The sequence below is a fragment of the Deltaproteobacteria bacterium genome (assembly GCA_020845895.1).
GTDB lineage: Bacteria > Lernaellota > Lernaellaia > JACKCT01 > JACKCT01 > JADLEX01.
This window is the reverse complement of sequence record JADLEX010000053.1, coordinates 34,209-51,438: the sequence shown is the minus strand read 5'-3', so window position 1 is coordinate 51,438 and position 17,230 is coordinate 34,209. Positions and strand designations below refer to the sequence as shown.

13 protein-coding genes and 1 tRNA gene are annotated in these 17,230 nt (G+C 60.5%); 13 read left to right on the top strand and 1 reads right to left on the bottom strand.

Annotation, left to right across the window (positions count from 1 at the left end; translation table 11 throughout):
* Nucleotide 1: 1 nt before the first annotated feature.
* The 6 genes from IT350_06795 to IT350_06770 all read left to right on the top strand — a co-directional run bounded on the left by IT350_06795 (nt 2) and on the right by IT350_06770 (nt 8,825).
* Nucleotides 2-964, top strand: a complete 963-nt coding sequence (locus IT350_06795; protein ID MCC6157744.1) for a radical SAM protein — start codon at nt 2-4, stop codon at nt 962-964.
* Nucleotides 961-2,907: a glycosyltransferase gene (locus IT350_06790; GenBank protein MCC6157743.1), complete on the top strand. Its 1,947-nt coding sequence runs from the start codon at nt 961-963 to the stop codon at nt 2,905-2,907. The genes IT350_06795 and IT350_06790 overlap by 4 nt, the downstream gene beginning before the upstream one ends.
* Nucleotides 2,904-3,926, top strand: a complete 1,023-nt coding sequence (locus IT350_06785) for a hypothetical protein (protein MCC6157742.1) — start codon at nt 2,904-2,906, stop codon at nt 3,924-3,926. The genes IT350_06790 and IT350_06785 overlap by 4 nt, the downstream gene beginning before the upstream one ends.
* Before the next feature lie 118 nt (nt 3,927-4,044).
* Nucleotides 4,045-5,706 (top strand): hypothetical protein, encoded by a 1,662-nt coding sequence (locus tag IT350_06780; GenBank protein MCC6157741.1) that lies wholly within the window; start codon nt 4,045-4,047, stop codon nt 5,704-5,706.
* 291 nt (nt 5,707-5,997) lie between these two features.
* Nucleotides 5,998-8,163 (top strand): DEAD/DEAH box helicase, encoded by a 2,166-nt coding sequence (locus tag IT350_06775; GenBank protein ID MCC6157740.1) that lies wholly within the window; start codon nt 5,998-6,000, stop codon nt 8,161-8,163.
* Nucleotides 8,160-8,825: a DUF2290 domain-containing protein gene (locus tag IT350_06770; protein ID MCC6157739.1), complete on the top strand. Its 666-nt coding sequence runs from the start codon at nt 8,160-8,162 to the stop codon at nt 8,823-8,825. The genes IT350_06775 and IT350_06770 overlap by 4 nt, the downstream gene beginning before the upstream one ends.
* Before the next feature lie 95 nt (nt 8,826-8,920).
* Here the strand turns inward: IT350_06770 and pepF are convergent, their stop codons facing one another.
* Nucleotides 8,921-10,807: an oligoendopeptidase F gene (gene pepF, locus IT350_06765; GenBank protein ID MCC6157738.1), complete on the bottom strand. Its 1,887-nt coding sequence runs from the start codon at nt 10,805-10,807 to the stop codon at nt 8,921-8,923.
* A 38-nt stretch (nt 10,808-10,845) separates the two neighbouring features.
* Here pepF and IT350_06760 point away from each other — a divergent pair, with 38 nt between their 5' ends.
* The 7 genes from IT350_06760 (at nt 10,846) to IT350_06730 (ending at nt 17,228) form a co-directional block, all read left to right on the top strand.
* The gene (locus IT350_06760; protein MCC6157737.1) at nt 10,846-12,156 is read left to right on the top strand and encodes a glycosyltransferase family 39 protein; all 1,311 of its coding nucleotides are present in this window, start codon (nt 10,846-10,848) and stop codon (nt 12,154-12,156) included.
* A gap of 170 nt (nt 12,157-12,326) precedes the next feature.
* Nucleotides 12,327-13,457, top strand: a complete 1,131-nt coding sequence (locus IT350_06755; protein MCC6157736.1) for an aspartate--ammonia ligase — start codon at nt 12,327-12,329, stop codon at nt 13,455-13,457.
* Between the two features lie 272 nt (nt 13,458-13,729).
* A complete protein-coding gene (locus tag IT350_06750) occupies nt 13,730-14,044 on the top strand; it encodes a hypothetical protein (GenBank protein MCC6157735.1) in 315 nt (104 codons plus the stop codon).
* 63 nt (nt 14,045-14,107) lie between these two features.
* Nucleotides 14,108-14,668: a hypothetical protein gene (locus IT350_06745; GenBank protein ID MCC6157734.1), complete on the top strand. Its 561-nt coding sequence runs from the start codon at nt 14,108-14,110 to the stop codon at nt 14,666-14,668.
* 166 nt (nt 14,669-14,834) lie between these two features.
* Nucleotides 14,835-16,034, top strand: coding sequence for an NnrS family protein (locus IT350_06740; GenBank protein ID MCC6157733.1), 1,200 nt, complete (start codon nt 14,835-14,837; stop codon nt 16,032-16,034).
* Between the two features lie 80 nt (nt 16,035-16,114).
* Nucleotides 16,115-16,186, top strand: a tRNA-Gly gene (locus IT350_06735).
* 115 nt (nt 16,187-16,301) lie between these two features.
* Nucleotides 16,302-17,228, top strand: a complete 927-nt coding sequence (locus IT350_06730) for a hypothetical protein (GenBank protein ID MCC6157732.1) — start codon at nt 16,302-16,304, stop codon at nt 17,226-17,228.
* Nucleotides 17,229-17,230 lie beyond the last annotated feature (2 nt).

The following is a 17,230-nucleotide window of genomic DNA, read 5'->3' as shown; positions in this document are numbered from 1 at the left end:
CATGACCGTTCGTGAAGCCATCATCGCCGTGACGTTGCGGTGCAATTCCCGCTGTCAGATGTGCGACATCTGGCAGCACGACGGCACGTACGAGGTCGAGCCCAGTTACTACTACCACCTCCCGCGCACGCTTCGCACGGTCAACCTGACCGGCGGCGAGGCCACGCTGCGCGAGGACCTGCCCGAGATTGTCGCCGTCATCGCCGAGCGCTGCCCGGGCGTGCGCATCATCCTTTCCACGCACGGCTTTCACACCAAGCGGCTTGAAGACATGGCGCCGCGAATGCTGAAGGCGACGCGCAATCTCGCCGTGCGCGTGTCCATCGATGGGCTGGGGGAGACGCACGACCGCATCCGCGGAATCCCCGGCGGCTACAAGAAGTGCATGGAGACGCTGGATTCCATGCGCCGCATGGGCGTGCGCGATCTGGGCATCGGCTACACGCTGATGAGGGGTAACGAGGAAGAGATGATCCCCGCCTACGACATGGCGATGTCGAACGGCTGGCAGTTCACGTCCACGGTCGTGCATTCGTCGCCCATCTTCTTCGGCGAGCAAAGCGACAACACGCCGGATCCCGACAAGGCCGCGCACGCGTTCCGCGAACTCCAGCGACGGCAGATGCGCAGCGCGAAACCGAAAAACTGGTTCCGCTCGTACTTCACGGCGGGCGTGGTGGACGACGTGACCGGCAAGCGCCGGCGCATCGACTGCACGGCGCTGTCGCGATTTTTCTATCTCGACCCGACGGGCAAGGTGTACACGTGCCACGTGCTCGACTGGTCCGTCGGGCAACTCGACGAGGGCTACGAGCGCATCGTGGCGTCGAACCCGAAAATGCTCGACCAGGTCGCGAACTGCACCGAGCACTGTTGGATGACGTGCACGGTCGCGCCGATCATGCGCCAGAATCTGCCGCGAGTGGCGGCGTGGGTCGCGCGGCACAAGCTGCTGATGTCATGAAGATCGCGATGATCGGGCTCAAGGGGCTGCCCGGAATCCACGGCGGCGTCGAGCGCCACGTGGAGGAACTCGCCGCGCGGCTCGCGGAGCGTGGCGAATCGGTCACCGCGTATGTCCGCCCGCATTACACGCCGTCACCGACTCCGGTGCGCGGCATCGCGCTGCGCCTGTTGCCCACGGTTCACTCCAAGCATCTCGACGCGACGATCCACACGCTCCTCTCGTGCGTCGATGCTTCGCTGCGTCGCTTCGACATTGTGCACATCCACGGCATCGGCCCCGCGCTTTTTGCGTGGATTCCGCGCATCGCAGGGCGAACCGTCATCGTCACGATGCACTCGCGCGACTACCTGCGCGGCAAGTGGGGCGCGTTCGCGCGTCTTGCGCTGCACGCGGGCGAGTTGGCGGCGCGCACGTTCGCGCATCGGCTGATCTGCGTGAGCCGCGAAATGGCGGATGCGCATTCCGGGTCGTCATTCATCCCCAACGGCGTGTCCGATCCCATGCCGCGCCCGGCGGGCGAGACGCTCGCGCGATGGGGACTCGCGCCGGGTGAATATCTGCTCTACGTCGGGCGAATCTCGCCGGAAAAGGGTCCGCACCACCTGCTGCGCGCGTTTCGCGAAATCGACACGCCGATGCGTCTCGCGCTGGTGGGCGGCGCGTCGCACGGCGAGCCTTTCGAGAATGAGGTCGCGCGGCTCGCCGCGGACGATCCGCGCGTGGTGATGACGGGCTACGTGGACACGGAGGCACTCGCCGAACTCTACACGCACGCCTGCGCGTTCGTTCTGCCGAGCGAACACGAGGGGCTGCCGGTCGCGATGCTCGAGGCGATGAGTTACGGCGTTCCAGTCGTCGCCACGGATATCCCCGCCGCGCGCGAGGTGGCGACGGATGGCGAGGGCAGGGTGCTTGCACGATTCGCCGAGGCGGCGACTCCCCCGGCGATTCGCGACGCCCTCGCGGATTTTCTGCGCGATTCTGAAACGGCGCGCGAACTCGCGAAGCGCGGCGCCCAGCATGTTCTTCGTCACTACCGCTGGGGCGCGATTGCCGATGCGACGCTCGAATCGTATCGCGAGGCGCGCACGGGCCTCACCGCCGCGCAGCACGCGATGCCGTGCCCGTTGTGCGGCGCGGCGGAAAAGACGCGCGAATACGACGGCACGCGCTCGGGCCGCGTGGCTCGGTGCGCCGCGTGCGCCATGGTGTTTTCGGTCAGCCCGCCGCCGGTCGAGGCGCTGCCGCCCGCGTTCACCGACTCGCCCGGGGCTTATCTGGCCAACGCGCGCGACCGGCTCGGCCGATTCGAGGCGACGCTGCCCGGTCATGGCCGCCGTTCGCTCGACGTGGGCTGCTACGACGGCCGCTTCGCGGGGGCCGCGAAGCAACTCGGCTACGACGTGCGCGGCGTGGAACCGGTCGCGTCGGCCGCCGCGCGCGCCGAGGCCGAGTTCGGCTTTTCGGTCACGGTCGGCACGCTCGAGTCCGCGGCCATCCCGCGCGGCGCGTTCGACGTGGTGAGTTTCATTCATGTCTTCGAGCACCTCGCCGACCCGCGTGCGGCGCTTGCCGTATGCCGCCGCGTTCTTGCGCCCGGCGGCGCGCTGCTGATCGAGATCCCGGCCTACGACGCCCTCGCGCGGCGCATCGCGGGCCGGCGCTGGCGGCAGTTCATTTCCGATCACGACCGCTTCTACACCGGCGCGGTGCTCGCGCGGTTGCTGCGCGAAGAGGGGTTCGACGTGCTGCGCGATGAAAAAGTCGGCAAAGTCGTCACGCCGAATCTGCTGGCCGACCGGATCGGTCGCTACTATTCGCGAGCCCTCGGCGGCGCGATCCGTTCGGTTTCCGGCGCATTGGACGTCGCCGAACGCACTTTCACAATTCGCATGGGCGACATCCGGCTGGTTGTGGCGAAACTTCGGAGCGACGAATGACGCGTGCGCGGATTCACGGCTGGCGGATTTGCGGCTGGTCGGCGCTCATCGCGCTCGTGGTGTTCGCGGTCGCGTCTCCCGTCGCCGCGAAGAAAAAGCCCGCGCCGGTCCCGCCTCCCGCGTTGCCCTCGTTATTCGATGAAGCGCTCACCGACGGAGGCGGATTGTGGGAGTTTCGCGCGAACGGCGAGACCCTCGCCGCGGCCATCACCGACGAGGCGAACGCCGTGCGTGTCGCGCATTGGGTATTTCAGGGCCGTTCGGTGCGCGCGGAGTACGCGGAGGGCGGCGTGCGCGCGGCGTTCGGCGCGGCCGACGCCGATGGCGCGTGGCACTGGTATCGCCGCGAAGCCGAGCGTTTCGTGCCCGTCACCATCAAGCCGTACGCGGACGACCCGCTGATCGACGCGATCAAGGCGCAAACCGGGCGGCTGCTCGCGCGGCGCAGCGCGGCGGGAGACGAATTGCAGAAGTCCGAAGCGCCGCCCGCATTTCCACTGCCCGCCGAGAGCGCGGAGTCGAGTCTGCGCATCTCGATCGCGCACAACGTGCCGTCGCCCGACACGCCGCCGCTTGCGCCCGGCCAGGCGCCTCCCGATCTGGCCGATCCCGCCGTGCGCGAGGCAGTACTCGCGGGCGAAGTCGCGCGCCGCGCGCAATTGCAGCCGATCCGTCTGCCGCGCATGGTCGTGCGCGACTTCGAAACGGTGGTTCATCGCAACCACGATCTCGCGGTCGACCGCGACGCCTTCGGTGATTCGCCGCCGGTGCGCGCGTCGCTCGACCTCACGATGACGGCGTATCGAGTGTTCGTGCCGCGCACGGTCTCGACCGACGAGGGCGACGAACGCCGCCGCCTGCACCTGTGCGCGCGCCTGGTCATCGAGTCCTATGTGGACGACGGCTTCTGCTTCGACGAGGCGCTCGAACCGGGCAAACCCATCGTCCAAAGCCAGAGCGCTCAGGATGCCGCCGGCCGCGACTGGGGCGCGTGGTTCGTCGAGGTGTATCTGGACTGACCGCGCGGGTAACGCACCTTCGTATTGCGTCGGTGGATCCACTCCTTCTCGAATTTCCCTCAATGTTCGGACCCGGACAGCCGAATAGTGGAGTATTCATCGATCCATGGAGGGGTCCATGCTCGCCATGCGCCGGGGCTTTCGTCTGTTCACGCACGCGGGATTCGCGGTTTGCCTGATCCTCACGGGATGCGCGGGCGATGAAGACGACGCGACGAACGCGGACGACGACGATGCGTCCGATGACGACGTCACGGACGACGACGCGACCGATGACGACGCTTCCGACGACGATGTTTCGGACGACGACGCGTCGGATGACGATGCAGCCGATGACGACGGGGACGACGAAACCTCGTGGGACGACGCCGAGTGTTTCGACGAGAACGGCATCAAGGCGGAGGTCGGCATTTGCCAGTACTACGGAGTGGATCTCGCCGGAAAAGCCGCGAAAGACCCTGGCGACGAACTGACCTCCGAAGTTTTCCCCGGTGGATTCGATTACGATGCCGACGAACATTGGGATGCCGTGATTGCGGGAACGGATCTCGCGAACAACGTGCTGGTCGGCGATGTCACCTACTTTTTCTTCGGTGACACGCACCCGGTGGACGAGTCGAAGGACGTGGAATCCGGACCGATGCTCGGAGTGCCATGGGGGCTCGACACCGACGGCGACGCGGCGATCGACACGATCTCCGGCAACAGCGGCGCGGTACCCGAGTATCAGTCGGTGACGCCGTATGTCGCTTTCGACGGCGACGGCGATCCGACCACGCTCTTCAACGACGCCGAGCGCGCCTACATCTTCCCGGGCGGAGAGCCGACGGATCACGAGGTGGGATTCTTCGTTCCCACCGGCGTCGCGCAGGTGGACGACGAGACGATCTATTACTGGTACGGCAAGTACGTGAACAACACCGCTTGCGACCAGTCGCACCTCGTGGCGATGGATGTCGTGTCAGGCGACTGGCGGTACATCTCGCCGTGGGCCGGGCCAAAGTTCATCCAGACCGCGCCCATGCTGGTCGAGCGCGACAACACGGTCGATCCCGACGAGTGCCCGCTGCCGTGGAGCGAGGCGCACGAACGCGGGCTCGTCGTGTACGGCAGCGGCCGGCCCGTCGCCAACACCGTGAGCTTCGCCGACGCGCAACCGAACGCGGGTCCGTGCGTAGTCGGTTCGCATCCGAACTACCGATCGAGTGCGCTCTACTTGGCCTACATCAATCTCGCGGATATCGAATCGCCCACGGCGTATCAGTCGATTCAGTATTACACGGGTCCCGACGACGGCTGCTGGGTTCAGGGCGACATCGAGCAGGCCGTGCCGGTCATCGACAAGACCGAGTTCGGCGAGTTTTCGGTCAAACCGATTCCGGGCACGTTCAACCTGCTGCTCGCGCACAGCTTCACCGACTCCGACTCGGAGCAGTGGATGCAGGACCACCCCGTTTACTCGAGCCACTTCGTGGGGGAGCTCGAGCTGCATGTAGCCGACATCAACACGCCGTGGCGCTGGAGCGACCCGATGGGCACCGCCGCCTACGGTTACGGCAACTACCTGGTCGAATCGACGATGACGCTCCACGACGACTTCGAGGTGAACGGCACGGTGGTGGACCACAATGTGCTGCAATTCGCGCGCGTCGTCTCGACGTGGAAGGGCATGGGCGATCCCACGTTCAGCGAATACGGCACGTCGCTGATCTGGTCGCTCGTCGATCTGGACGATCTGACGGCGGGGGTGGCATTGACAGGGGACGAAATCACCCTATAGTCGACTGGACACTGGCTCGCTGGAAGCTCAATGGGAACTAGCTAGATGTTACGACAGTGTTTATTTGGAGAATGCACAGCATTTGGATGAACTGCAGCTAGAAAGGGCTTTGGCGTGTCTTTGAAGGACTTCTTGATATGTGAGATGGTGACGTTCGAGCGCGATCGATTTCCCGCGCGACCGGTTTCTCGGGCTCCAGTCCGCATAGATGATCTTATAAAAGTAGCCTACATTTACTCCTCATTTGTAAACAATATTTCGCTTGGCGCGACTCAATTTAGGGGGAATTAAATGGTTAATATTATTTTAGGGACAACAAATAAGCCTGTTTCGAGCAGTCGTCTGACGCTTTTCTTTGCAAAACATCATGGTTATAATGGCTTTCTCTATATCGGATATCCCATAATCGGAACCTCGGAAGGGGCTTTCCCTATCGACGCATTGTGGATTTCTCCAGAAAAAGGTCTGGTAATATTTAATATTATAGAGGGGAGAAACGTAGGTAATTTTATAGAAATTCAAGATGATTGCGCAAATAAAGTTGAAGCCAAACTAAAAGGGCATAAATCGTTAATGAAAGGGCGAGATCTCCAAGTACCAATTAATGTTGTAAGTTTTGGATCCGCTGTCGCGGGATTTAAGACAGACCTCAATGATGATCATGTTGTGTGCACAGAGCAAACACTAAAAGGCTATATTGACAAATTAAGTTGGGAAAATTCAACTATTTACGGTTCATTATTGGCGGTGTTACAGTCAATTTCGAGTATCAGAAAAGGAAAAAAGAAACGAGAAGTCAAAAAAGAAGACTCAAGAGGAGCCAAATTAAAAAAATTGGAAGACTCGATTGCAAATTTGGATAATCTGCAAGGACAAGCGGTAATAGAAACGGTTGAGGGCGTGCAGCGAATTCGAGGTTTGGCGGGGTCCGGGAAAACAATTGTGCTCGCGTTGAAAGCTGCCTATCTTCACGCTCAACATCCGGACTGGAAAATCGCAGTCACCTTTAATACTAGATCGCTAAAAGGACAGTTCAGACAACTCATAAATACATTTACAATTGAGCAGACGAACGAAGAACCAGACTGGGACAACATTCAAGTTATTCATGCCTGGGGTGCCCCGGGCGGTGGTGATCGCAATGGTTTGTATTATGTATTTTCGCAATTACACGGGATCGAATACCATGATTTCAATTCCGCTAGAGGTCAATTCGGAAGTCGGAATGAATTTAATGGCGCTTGCGAAAGAGCTCTTCAGCAGATAAAAAAGTCAGTCGGGATATATGACGCTATTTTAATCGACGAAGCGCAAGATTTTCCACCTAGCTTTTTACAGATATGTTATGAACTTACTACCGCAAAAAGACGACTCGTTTATGCTTATGACGAACTGCAGAATTTGGCTTCGCAAGCGCTGCCGCCTCCTGAAATAATATTTGGTAAAAATTCGGACGGCTCGCCTCGCGTTAAATTTGAAACGCAAAAAATTGGCATACCTCATCAGGACATTATATTGGAAAAGTGCTATCGCAACTCTAGGCCGTTATTGGTGACAGCTCACGCCCTAGGGTTTGGAATTTATCGGGATGCAGACATTGAGGTCGGAACCGGTCTTGTCCAGATCTTTGATCACACAGAGCTTTGGTTGGAGGTCGGATACAGCGTCGAGAGAGGTGAGCTTGCTGATGGACTTGAGGTCACGCTTGTACGCACCGAGGAGAGCAGCCCGAAATTTCTGGAGAGCCACTCTGAAACTGACGATCTGATTGTGTTTAAAACCTTTAATACACCAGATGAGCAGGCAGAATGGATAGCGGACGAGATAGAAAAAAATTTGAATGAAGATGAGCTACGGCCTGACGACATTGTTGTGATCAATCCGGAGCCACTGACCACTCGGGACGCTGTTGGCCCACTTAGAAAATTGCTATTTGAAAGAGGAGTAAATACACATTTGGCGGGCGTAGACACTACACCAGATGTTTTTTTTGATACAGACAAGAAATCAATAGCATTTACCGGCATATTTAGAGCTAAAGGAAACGAGGCCGGTATGGTATACATTATTAACGCTCACGACTGCTTCAATTCATTTGGAAATCTGGCAGCGGTGAGAAATCGTATATTTACTGCTATAACAAGAACTAAAGCGTGGGTGCGTGTGTGTGGAGTCGGTGTGGGAATGTCGAACCTTGAGCGTGAGTATAAACGAGTCAAAAAGAATCTATATAAACTGTCATTCAGGTATCCAACAGAGGATGAAAGGAAAAAAATTAACATAGTTAACCGAGACATGACCGAAACAGAAATACAAAAAGTGAAAAAAGGAAAAAAGGAACTAGCGACATTAATTGAAGATTTGAGTGCGGGACGTTTATATGTTGAGGATTTAGGGTCTGAGCAAGTTGAGAAACTTCGTAATTTGTTAGAAGCAAAACGAGCCAAGAAAAAATGACAATTACACCGCGCCGCATTCAAAAACAGGTTGAAATTCTCACTTCCGAACTAATCGGCTTTAGTCTATGTAATGACCAGCAGTTTCCCTCTATGACGAAAATTGGGAGGGGGAAGATCGAGATAGGCATTTCTGGCAGTTCAGGCATAAGCTCATTGTTGCGAAATATTCCGTATAAAACTCAATATGATGAAATGTTGTCGAGTAAAACATACAATATTAAAATGATTGATGGCGCGTTATTGCAACTTATGTACAGATTTGATAAAGACGTCATTGCCGCACACCGGTTGGGGTTTTTCCCTTCGCCCTATTTGGAAGAGTTTCAAAACAAACCGAACGTGTATTTAGAGGATGAGATATATGCAGATATCGTGATGAAAAATATAATTCCTTTTCCGTTTAGGTTTGATTATAATAGTGACAATGCAGATAATGGGATGACACATTCAGCGTCTCACTTGACGTTGGGGCAATATAAAAATTGCAGAATCCCCGTGACTTCTCCGTTGACTCCGAGTATTTTTATTGAATTTGTTCTAAGAAATTTCTACAACACGGCATTTGGAATGTATAGTAAAAAATTGACAAAATTCGTTGAGACATTCAGCGAAACGATGACTTCTGAGGAGAGGAGTATCGTTTATATGTGTATTCCGTGATGAAGTGAAGAGTGAAAAGAAGTTAATGAAAAATTATAATTAAAAAGGTACATATGAACTACATTTAAGATTAAACGTTCTTGGTAGTTAAAAAATTACATCCCCTTCGCGGCGAGGATCTTCTCCATTTCGTCCATGTATCGGTTGGCGCGGTCCATGAGCGCTTGATACGCGTCGAGCTTCGTCATGTCCACGCCCGCGTCGCGCAGGATGTCCACCGGACCCTTCGAACCACCCGCGCGCAGCAATCCGTAGTAGGCGTCGAGGGCCCCCGGCTCTTTGCGCAGCACGCGGTCGCCCAGCGCGCTCGCGGCGGCCACGCTCGTCGAGTACTGGAAGACGTAATAGTTGTAGTAGAAGTGCGGCACGTAGATCCACTCGGATTGGAACACGTCGGGCACGTTGCACACGCCCGCGTCGTGGCCGTAGTACTGGCGCGTGATCTCCAGATACAGCTGGCTCAGCTCCTCGCCGGTCAGCGACTCGCCGCGCTCGACCGTTTCGTGGGCGCGCAGTTCGAATTCGGCGAACTGGATCTGGCGGAAGAACGTACCCTTGATGGTGCCGTCGAGAAAATCGCCGAGCAGGAAGAAACGCTCGTTGTCGCTCCTCACGGCCTTGAGCATGTAGTCGTTCAGCAGATTCTCGTTGAACGTGGATGCGACCTCGGCGACGAAGATCGAGTAATCGGAGGTCGGCAACGGCTGCGCTTCGTTGGAGTAATACGAGTGCATCGCGTGGCCCAGCTCGTGCGCGAGCGTGAGCGCGTCGTTGAACTGGCCATTGTAGTTGAGCAGCATGTAGGGGTGCACGCCGTAGGCCCAGCCGCTGGCGTACGCGCCGCTGCGTTTGCCCTCCGCGGGATACACGTCGATCCACCGCTCGGCGAAGGCGCGCTGCACGGTCTTGACGTATTCCTTGCCCATCGGCGCGAGCGCCTTGGCGATCAACGTCTGCGCTTCGGCGTACGGCACGTCGATCTTCGTGCTGCTGGTGAAGGGCACGTAGAGATCCTGATAGTCCAGACGCTCCACCTTCATCGCGCGCGCCTTGAGCTTCAGGTAACGGTGGAAGGTCGGCAGATTTTTGTGCGCGGCCTCGATGATGTTGTGGTAGATCGCCGGATCGACCTCGTCGCGGTCGAGGGCGGCGTCGAGCGTGTTCGCGTATCCCCGCGCGTCGGCGAAAAACTTGTGGCTCTTCATCTGGGAGTAGAGTAGTTCGCCGAAGGTGCGCGCGAAGGCGGCGTATTGGGCAAAGAACTCGGCGGCCAACTTGTCGCGATCGGCTTTCACGGGCGTGCGGCGATGCTTCACGAAGCTCGAGTCGTTCAGTTTGAGGACCGTGCCGTCGGAAAGCGTCACCTCGACGCGGGGCAGATCCGCGGTGGCGAGCAGCCCGAAGGCCGACATGCCCGTGTAAGCGACGTCCCCGGCGGCGGCGAGAATTTTTTCCTGATCGCCCGAAAGGATGTGCTTCTGCCGTCGGAAGGTCTCGCGGATCGGGCGCTCGTAAACGCGCAGCCCCGGCTCGGCGGCGAGGAATTCGTTCACGCGCGCCTCCCCGACGGCGAGGATTTCGGGATCGATGTACGACGCGGCCGCGCCGAACTTCACCCGCATTTGGCTGACCTCATTGTCCAGCGCCTTGGCGGCGGCGTCGCGCGTGTCCTGGTCCGACAGGCGGCCCGCGTAGCTTTCGAGCCGTCGCAGATCGCCTTCGAGTGCGTAGTAGGTGTCGAGCGCGCGTTTCAGCGCGGCGGCCGATTCGCCCAGCTTTCCCGCGGAGCCCGAGACCGCGTCCATCCTCCCGGCGAAATCGGCCTTGGCCTTCTTGAATTCGTCGAGGGTGGGGTACAGATCGGCGAGATTCCAGGTGTCCTTCACGGCGATGTCCTTTCTTTCCTCCGCGTGGGCGGCCGTCGTCACGATCAGCGCGCAAAGGACGAAGACGGCGATCCGGCGTACGGACGTTCGAAGCATGGGCGAAGCTCCTTGGACGCAAAGCTCTCGGTAGATTCATGGCGTTTATCAGATCGCGCCTCTTCGGCCAATGGGGGCGCTCGCGCCCACCGGGGCGTCTCGACGCGCGCGCGGACATCGCGGAAGATGAGCCCGACGGCATCGGCGGGAACGTGGGCGCGACGAACGGGAAGCTACCTCAGGAACGAAGCGAGAGTCGACGCGCGGCGGGCGCGGTGTTCGTGCTCGCGGCCGTCGTCATCCTCGCGTCGGTTCCGTTCCGCCCCGATCACGTCGAGGGCGACGAGGGATTCGCGAACGCCGGCATCCGCGCCCTCACGCACTTCGCGCGAGGGGAATTCGGCCACCCCTACTGGCGCGAGAACGACTCTTTCTACGGGAGCCCCAGCCCGCGGATCGGCCCGATGATTCTGGGCGCGCACGATCTCGCCGCGCGCGCGATCGGCTTCGACGCCGAGAACAAACGCATCGTTTTTCTGCGGGTGGTATACGGGCTCTGGTCTGCGCTCGGCGTCGCGTTGATGTTCATGCTCGCGCGTGAGACGGCGGGGTCGAAGACCGCGGCGTGGCTGGGCGCGGCGGCGTCGCTCGCCAATCCCGTCTTTCGCTCGGTGCAGGTGTCGATTCTTCCTGAGACTCCGATGATCCCACTCGCGGCGGCGGCGCTCCTCTTCACGCACCGCGTTTCGAGGGCCGCGATGCGCGGTGGAGACACGCGTCTCGCGTCGGCTATCGCGGGCGCGTTCATTGGTCTTGCGATCGGGTGCAAGCTCTACGCGATCCCGCTGCTCGTCGTGTTCGCCCTGACGCGGATTCTCGATGGGGATTCGTCAGCCGGGCGGCGATGGCGCGATATCACGATCGCGTCCGCCGTCGCCGCCGTTGTGTTCGCCGCGTTTCATCCGCTGTTGTGGACCGATCCGGCCTTCGCGTTGCGTGAGATGACCACGGGCCACCTGCGGGCGCTCGGCGGCGAACTCGGCACGTTGCGTTCCGACTCGCTTGCGTACGTCGCCACCATGCCGTTCGTCGGCGTCGCGATTCACCCGTGGCCGCTCAATCAGCTCGGCGGACTGCCGTTGCCGTCCGGCTTTCAACTCGGTGTCGTCGCGGTCTGCGTCGCGTTGACGGCAGTCGGAGGGTATCGCGCGATCCGCAAGGGCTCGTGGTTGCTGGTTACATTCGCGACCGCTTCATTCCTGTGGGCGGGTTTCGTCGTCGCAACACTCACACCGGGATGGATCGTCCCCAAGGTGTTTTTATTGCCGGCGCTTGGACTGTGCGCTCTGTGGGGGGTTGCGCTGGGCGCGATTGCCGACCGGCTCTTCCCCCGGTTGCGGGCGCTCTGACGGTCTGCGTCAAACCCAATCGAGCTTCATGTCGATTTATGTTGACGCCCGGTTTTAACGTGCTAGATTCCGATCCGCGCGGCGCCCCCCCTTCGCCGCTGATCGTTTGATAACGCACGTCCATCACGCCACGAGTCTCCAATCTGGCGATCTTTTTTTCGGAGGACCACATGCTCGACAAACGCGCGGACTTGGCCGGACCGGGAATCGGCAACTACGAGGACCTGTGGAACGTGCTGCCGGACGACTATTCGACGCCGCTCTCGCCCCGCGAGACGCAGGGCGCGATTTTCGTCGCGAAAAACTACATCGAGGAAAATCTTTGCCGAGAGCTGGGCCTCATGATGGTCACGGTACCGCTGATCGTCGATGAGGAAAGCGGCGTCAACGACTATCTGGACCGCGACGGATCGCGCGGGCCCGTGACGTTTCGCATCAACAACGACAACGGCAAGAACCCCATCAACGCGCAGGTCGTGCAGGCCGCGACGAAGTGGAAGCGCGTGGCGCTCAAACAGTTCGGCCTCGGTCGCGGTGAGGGCATCTGCACCGACATGCGCGCCGTGCGCAAGGACTATTTCCTCGATCACGACCACAGCAGCTACGTGGATCAGTGGGACTGGGAGCGGGTCATCATCGAGGCCGACCGCAACCTCGATCTGTTGAAAGACGTCGTGAAGAAGATCTGGAAGGTCCTGAAGGGCGCCGAGGTCCACGTGCTCGAGCAGTTCCCGAAGCTGCGTGAGAGCAAGTATCCGGAACTGCCGGAGGAACTCGTTTTCCTGCACGCCGAGGAGATCCTGGAACGATTCCCCGATCTGCCGCGAAAGCAGCGCGAGACTGCGATTCTGCAGGAATTCCCGGCGGTGTTCATCATCGGGATCGGCTGGACGCTCGCCGATGGGTATCCGCACGAGATGCGCGCGGCGGATTACGACGACTGGGTCACGCCGACGGTATCCGCCGCCGGCCACCCGATGCACGGTTTGAACGGCGACATCCTCGTGTGGAACCCCGTCACGAAACGGCGTCACGAGCTGTCGTCGATGGGCGTCCGCGTCAACGCGCAAACCCTGCGCGAGCAGCTCGAACGTACGAACCAGCTCCACTTCCTGAATTACCCCTATCACGAGGGAATCGTGAACGGCACGTTGCCGCTCTCGATCGGCGGCGGAATCGGCCAGGCGCGCACGCTCATGCTGCTCCTGCGCAAGGCGCACCTGGGCGAGGTGAGCGTGACGGTGTGGCCGAAGGTCCTCAAGGAGATGTGCGCGAAGAAGAATATTCAGGTCCTCGAATAGTCGCGAAGACAGGACAAGGGACCGGCGGACCGCCAAAACGCCGGTCCCTTTTGTCGGGTGAGCGTCCGTCGATCGCCTCGGAATTCTCACCGTTCCTTGACTTCCGGTTTCCAAGACCTTTATATCGAGAACACGGCGGAGTGCGGTCATTTCGCCGCGCAAGGCGGTTTTCTGGACTCGTTTCCGGGAATTCGGTTCGAAAACTCACGCTGACCGGCCCAGACGGGTGTTTTGCCCGGCACTCCGGTCGCGTCGATACGATGGGCGCATGCATGATACCGGATACCAAGAAAGTCGTCGCCAAGTTTCTGGACCGATTGACCAACGCGGCGTTCGACACCTCGTCGGGCCTGCTGCGCTCCGAGATTCACAAGTCCGCGCGGCCGGACGGTCTGTCGTCCGCGTACATGATTTCGACGTGCGTGTATTTCTATCGCGTTTACGACGACGCGGGCGCTCTGGGCCCGGCGCGCCGGCTCGCCAAATCCCTGCAGCGCCTGATCTCCCTGCGTGGCGGCCTCGGCACGGAGGGTGCGATCTACCTGTTCGACACGCTGCTCGCGCTTCAGTCGCTTTGGCGTTTTTAACAGGCCGCGCCGGACGAGGCTGACTGGCCGGCTTACTTCGAAGCGGCCGATCGAGCGCGCGCCATGGCGGCGGGGGTCGCGGCGACGCATGGAAACGCGGTTCCGGAGACCTGGAATAATCGCGTCGCGCCCGATCTTCTGAAGATCTACCCCTATCTGCCCGAACCCGAGGCCTCGGCGATTCTCGGTATCGCGTCCGGCGCTTCATTCGCGGCGTTGCTGGGTGGAGATCCGGCGGGCAAAAGCGTTTCGACGCTCGACATCGTGTTCGCGGTCGAAGGACTCCTCCAGCATGCCGACACGAAGTACTGGCAACTCCTCAACGCCGGGCACGCGCTCACCCAGCGTCGCAATGCGGACGGCGGACTGGCGGCGACCGGGGACGAAGGCGCGCCTTCGCACGCCGGTCTAACGGCGCAGGCGGCCCGTCTGTGGTCTTCGATCGACGGCGCGGGTTTCGAAGAACCTTTGCGGCGCGCGATGTCCCTGCTCGAAAAACTCTTCGAGGACAAGGGCGTTCGACAGGATTCCGCGACAGCGAAGTATCCGGTCATCGCCACGCTTCAGGCGCTGCAGGCCCGCGCGTTCGTCGCGCATGGACCCAACCCCGTACTTCTCGTCTGAGCATCCCGGGCGCGTTCGGCCCGGCGCTCGAAGCGCGATTCGGTTTTTTCCCCGTCTGTTGACCTCGATCAAACAGTTTCTCCGGCAATCGTGAAAGATGCGCGTCGGCGCGCGGGCGGATGACTTCGCCGGCGCGGCTTCACACCCTGAACGGAGTCGTCACCCATTGTCGATCGAATTTCAGCGAACGAATGCGTCTGCCGGACTGCCCACGCCGATCTGGCGGACTGGGTTTCGACCGTTCTTTTTTGGAGCGGCGATTCTCGCATGCGTCGGCGTGCTCAGTTGGATCGGCAAGTTGCACGGCGCTCCGTTTCCGAATTCCCGTTTTTCTGGGTCGGATTGGCACAGTCACGAAATGGTGTTCGGCTACACGTTGGCCGTCGTGGCGGGCTTTCTTCTGACGGCGGTTCGTCACTGGTCCGGCGGACGCGAAACCGCACGTGGCGGCAGGCTTGCGGCGATTTTCGCGCTGTGGATCGCGGGACGGCTCACGGGCGCCTTTTCCGCCGTTCTCCCGTGGTGGATGCCGGCGATTTTCGACCTGGCCTTCCCGGTCGCGGTCGCGATCGTCATCGCGCGTCCGCTCCACGCCGCGCGGCGCCTGGGCGACCTCGGTTTTGCCGCATGGCTGACAGTGATGGGCGTGCTTTCCGCTGTGGCGCACGGCCTCGCGGCACGGGGCGTCGAGGGCGGACCGGGTCGGATTTCCACGCTCGGCGTGGCGATCACGCTCCTGCTCATCGTCATCATCGCGGGTCGCATCATTCCCAATTTCACGCGCTTTCACCTGAAAGCCGAAGGCATCCGGTCGTTTCCCGCGCTCGATTGGGCGGCGATTCTGGCGGTCGGCGCGATGCCGGTTCTTTCGCTCGCGCGCGCGGAAAAGTGGGTGGGTGCGATGGCGTTTGTCGCCGCCGCCGCGAATCTGCTTCGTCTCTACTTTTGGAAGCCGTGGCGCGCGGCGCCCAGTCCGATGCTGCTCGTCCTTCATATCGCCTATCTCTGGTTGCCGATCGGATTTTTTCTGCGCGGATGGTTCGCGCTCGTCGGGGGAGGGACGCCCTCATCGGCCACGCACGCCCTGACCGTCGGCGCACTGGGGACGCTCACGCTCGGCATGATGGGATGGGTCGGGCTCGCGCACACAGGTCGCCCGGTGAAGTCGTCTCCGGCGATGCTGTTTGCCTATGCCGCCATCACGGTCGCGGCCGTCATTCGCGTCGCCGGACCGATGGTAACTCCGGCGCACTACATCGATCTCCTGGGATGGTCCGGTGCGTTGTGGTCGGCGGCGTTCGCGGCGTATCTGATCGGCTATTCGCGAGCCCTGATTTCTCCCGCTGCGAAGGGCGGAACCGACTGATGTCCGAAGACGGTGTCGGCCCGATAAGTGCGCTTGACGAATCGGGGCTCATTGGCTATATCGCGTAGGCTTCGCGGCGCGCGGGAATAGCTCAGTGGTAGAGCATCGCCTTGCCAAGGCGAGGGTCGCGGGTTCAAATCCCGTTTCCCGCTCATCTCGGTCCCCGGAAATCGACGGATTTCCGGGGATTTTTCGTTGTTGACGGCGATCCCGGATTTCGCGTCGAATTCGTCAGACGACACTCCCTGACAGCCGAGAGGGCGGCCCATGATCTCCATCGGTGACGATACGATCCGCCTGGACATCGAACCCGATTTGGGTGCGAGCTGGCGAAGCCTCGCGGTCTTGCGTCACGGGGCGTGGATTTCCCTCACGCGCCCGAGCCCGCCGGATCTGACGCGATCGACCTCGGCCGCGAGCTATTCGATGTTTCCCTATTCGAATCGCATCCGCGACGGGCGTTTTTCGTTCGAAGGGGTTGCCTACCAACTGCGTGACGCCGAGCGTCATGCGCTTCACGGCGACGTTCGCGAACGCCCGTGGAGAATCGTTCCGGTTGAGCCCGAGTCGCTGCGTCCGGCCGCTTGCTCATTCGTATTCGACTCTCGTGATTTCTCCGACTTCAACTATCCCTTTCCGATGACGATTTCGATCACCTGGCTCGCCACGCGCGGCGCGGTCCGCGGATTCGGACGGATCCTTAACGTGGGAGATCGCGCCATGCCCATCGGCGGCGGATTTCATCCGTACTTTTCGCGCGATCCCGCCGGAATCGGCGATGACCTTCAGCTCCGTTTTCACGCGCCGCACATCTATGACATGGAGCCGGGTACGCCGCTGCCCGTCGCCATCGCGGACGCGAGGGCGCGCGGACTGGATTTTCGGCGGTCGCGGTTCACGCCGTTCGGTCTCGATCACTGTTTCGGTGGATGGGACGGTCGCGCGATCCTGAACTGGCCGAAGACGGGGATTTCGCTGCGCATCCATACCGCCCCGGCGGGTTGGTTCGACCATCTCGTCGTGTACTCGCCCGTGGGAAGATCGTTCGTCGCGGTCGAGCCGGCCGCCAACGCGAATGACGGGTACAATCTGGTGGAACGCATGCCCGGGGCGTATCCGATCAAGACGCTCGCGCCGGGGGAATCGGCTGCTTTCGAGGTGACGTTCGAGGTTCATGGGATCACGGCGAGCTGAGG

Excerpts from the sequence above, each read along its gene's own strand:
- IT350_06795 (MCC6157744.1), top strand. The coding sequence starts at position 2 with ATGACCGTTCGTGAAGCCATCATCGCCGTGACGTTGCGGTGCAATTCC.
- IT350_06790 (MCC6157743.1), top strand. The coding sequence starts at position 961 with ATGAAGATCGCGATGATCGGGCTCAAGGGGCTGCCCGGAATCCACGGC.
- IT350_06785 (MCC6157742.1), top strand. The coding sequence starts at position 2,904 with ATGACGCGTGCGCGGATTCACGGCTGGCGGATTTGCGGCTGGTCGGCG.
- IT350_06780 (MCC6157741.1), top strand. The coding sequence starts at position 4,045 with ATGCTCGCCATGCGCCGGGGCTTTCGTCTGTTCACGCACGCGGGATTC.
- IT350_06775 (MCC6157740.1), top strand. The coding sequence starts at position 5,998 with ATGGTTAATATTATTTTAGGGACAACAAATAAGCCTGTTTCGAGCAGT.
- IT350_06770 (MCC6157739.1), top strand. The coding sequence starts at position 8,160 with ATGACAATTACACCGCGCCGCATTCAAAAACAGGTTGAAATTCTCACT.
- pepF (MCC6157738.1), bottom strand. The coding sequence starts at position 10,807 with ATGCTTCGAACGTCCGTACGCCGGATCGCCGTCTTCGTCCTTTGCGCG.
- IT350_06760 (MCC6157737.1), top strand. The coding sequence starts at position 10,846 with ATGGCGTTTATCAGATCGCGCCTCTTCGGCCAATGGGGGCGCTCGCGC.
- IT350_06755 (MCC6157736.1), top strand. The coding sequence starts at position 12,327 with ATGCTCGACAAACGCGCGGACTTGGCCGGACCGGGAATCGGCAACTAC.
- IT350_06750 (MCC6157735.1), top strand. The coding sequence starts at position 13,730 with ATGATACCGGATACCAAGAAAGTCGTCGCCAAGTTTCTGGACCGATTG.
- IT350_06745 (MCC6157734.1), top strand. The coding sequence starts at position 14,108 with ATGGCGGCGGGGGTCGCGGCGACGCATGGAAACGCGGTTCCGGAGACC.
- IT350_06730 (MCC6157732.1), top strand. The coding sequence starts at position 16,302 with ATGATCTCCATCGGTGACGATACGATCCGCCTGGACATCGAACCCGAT.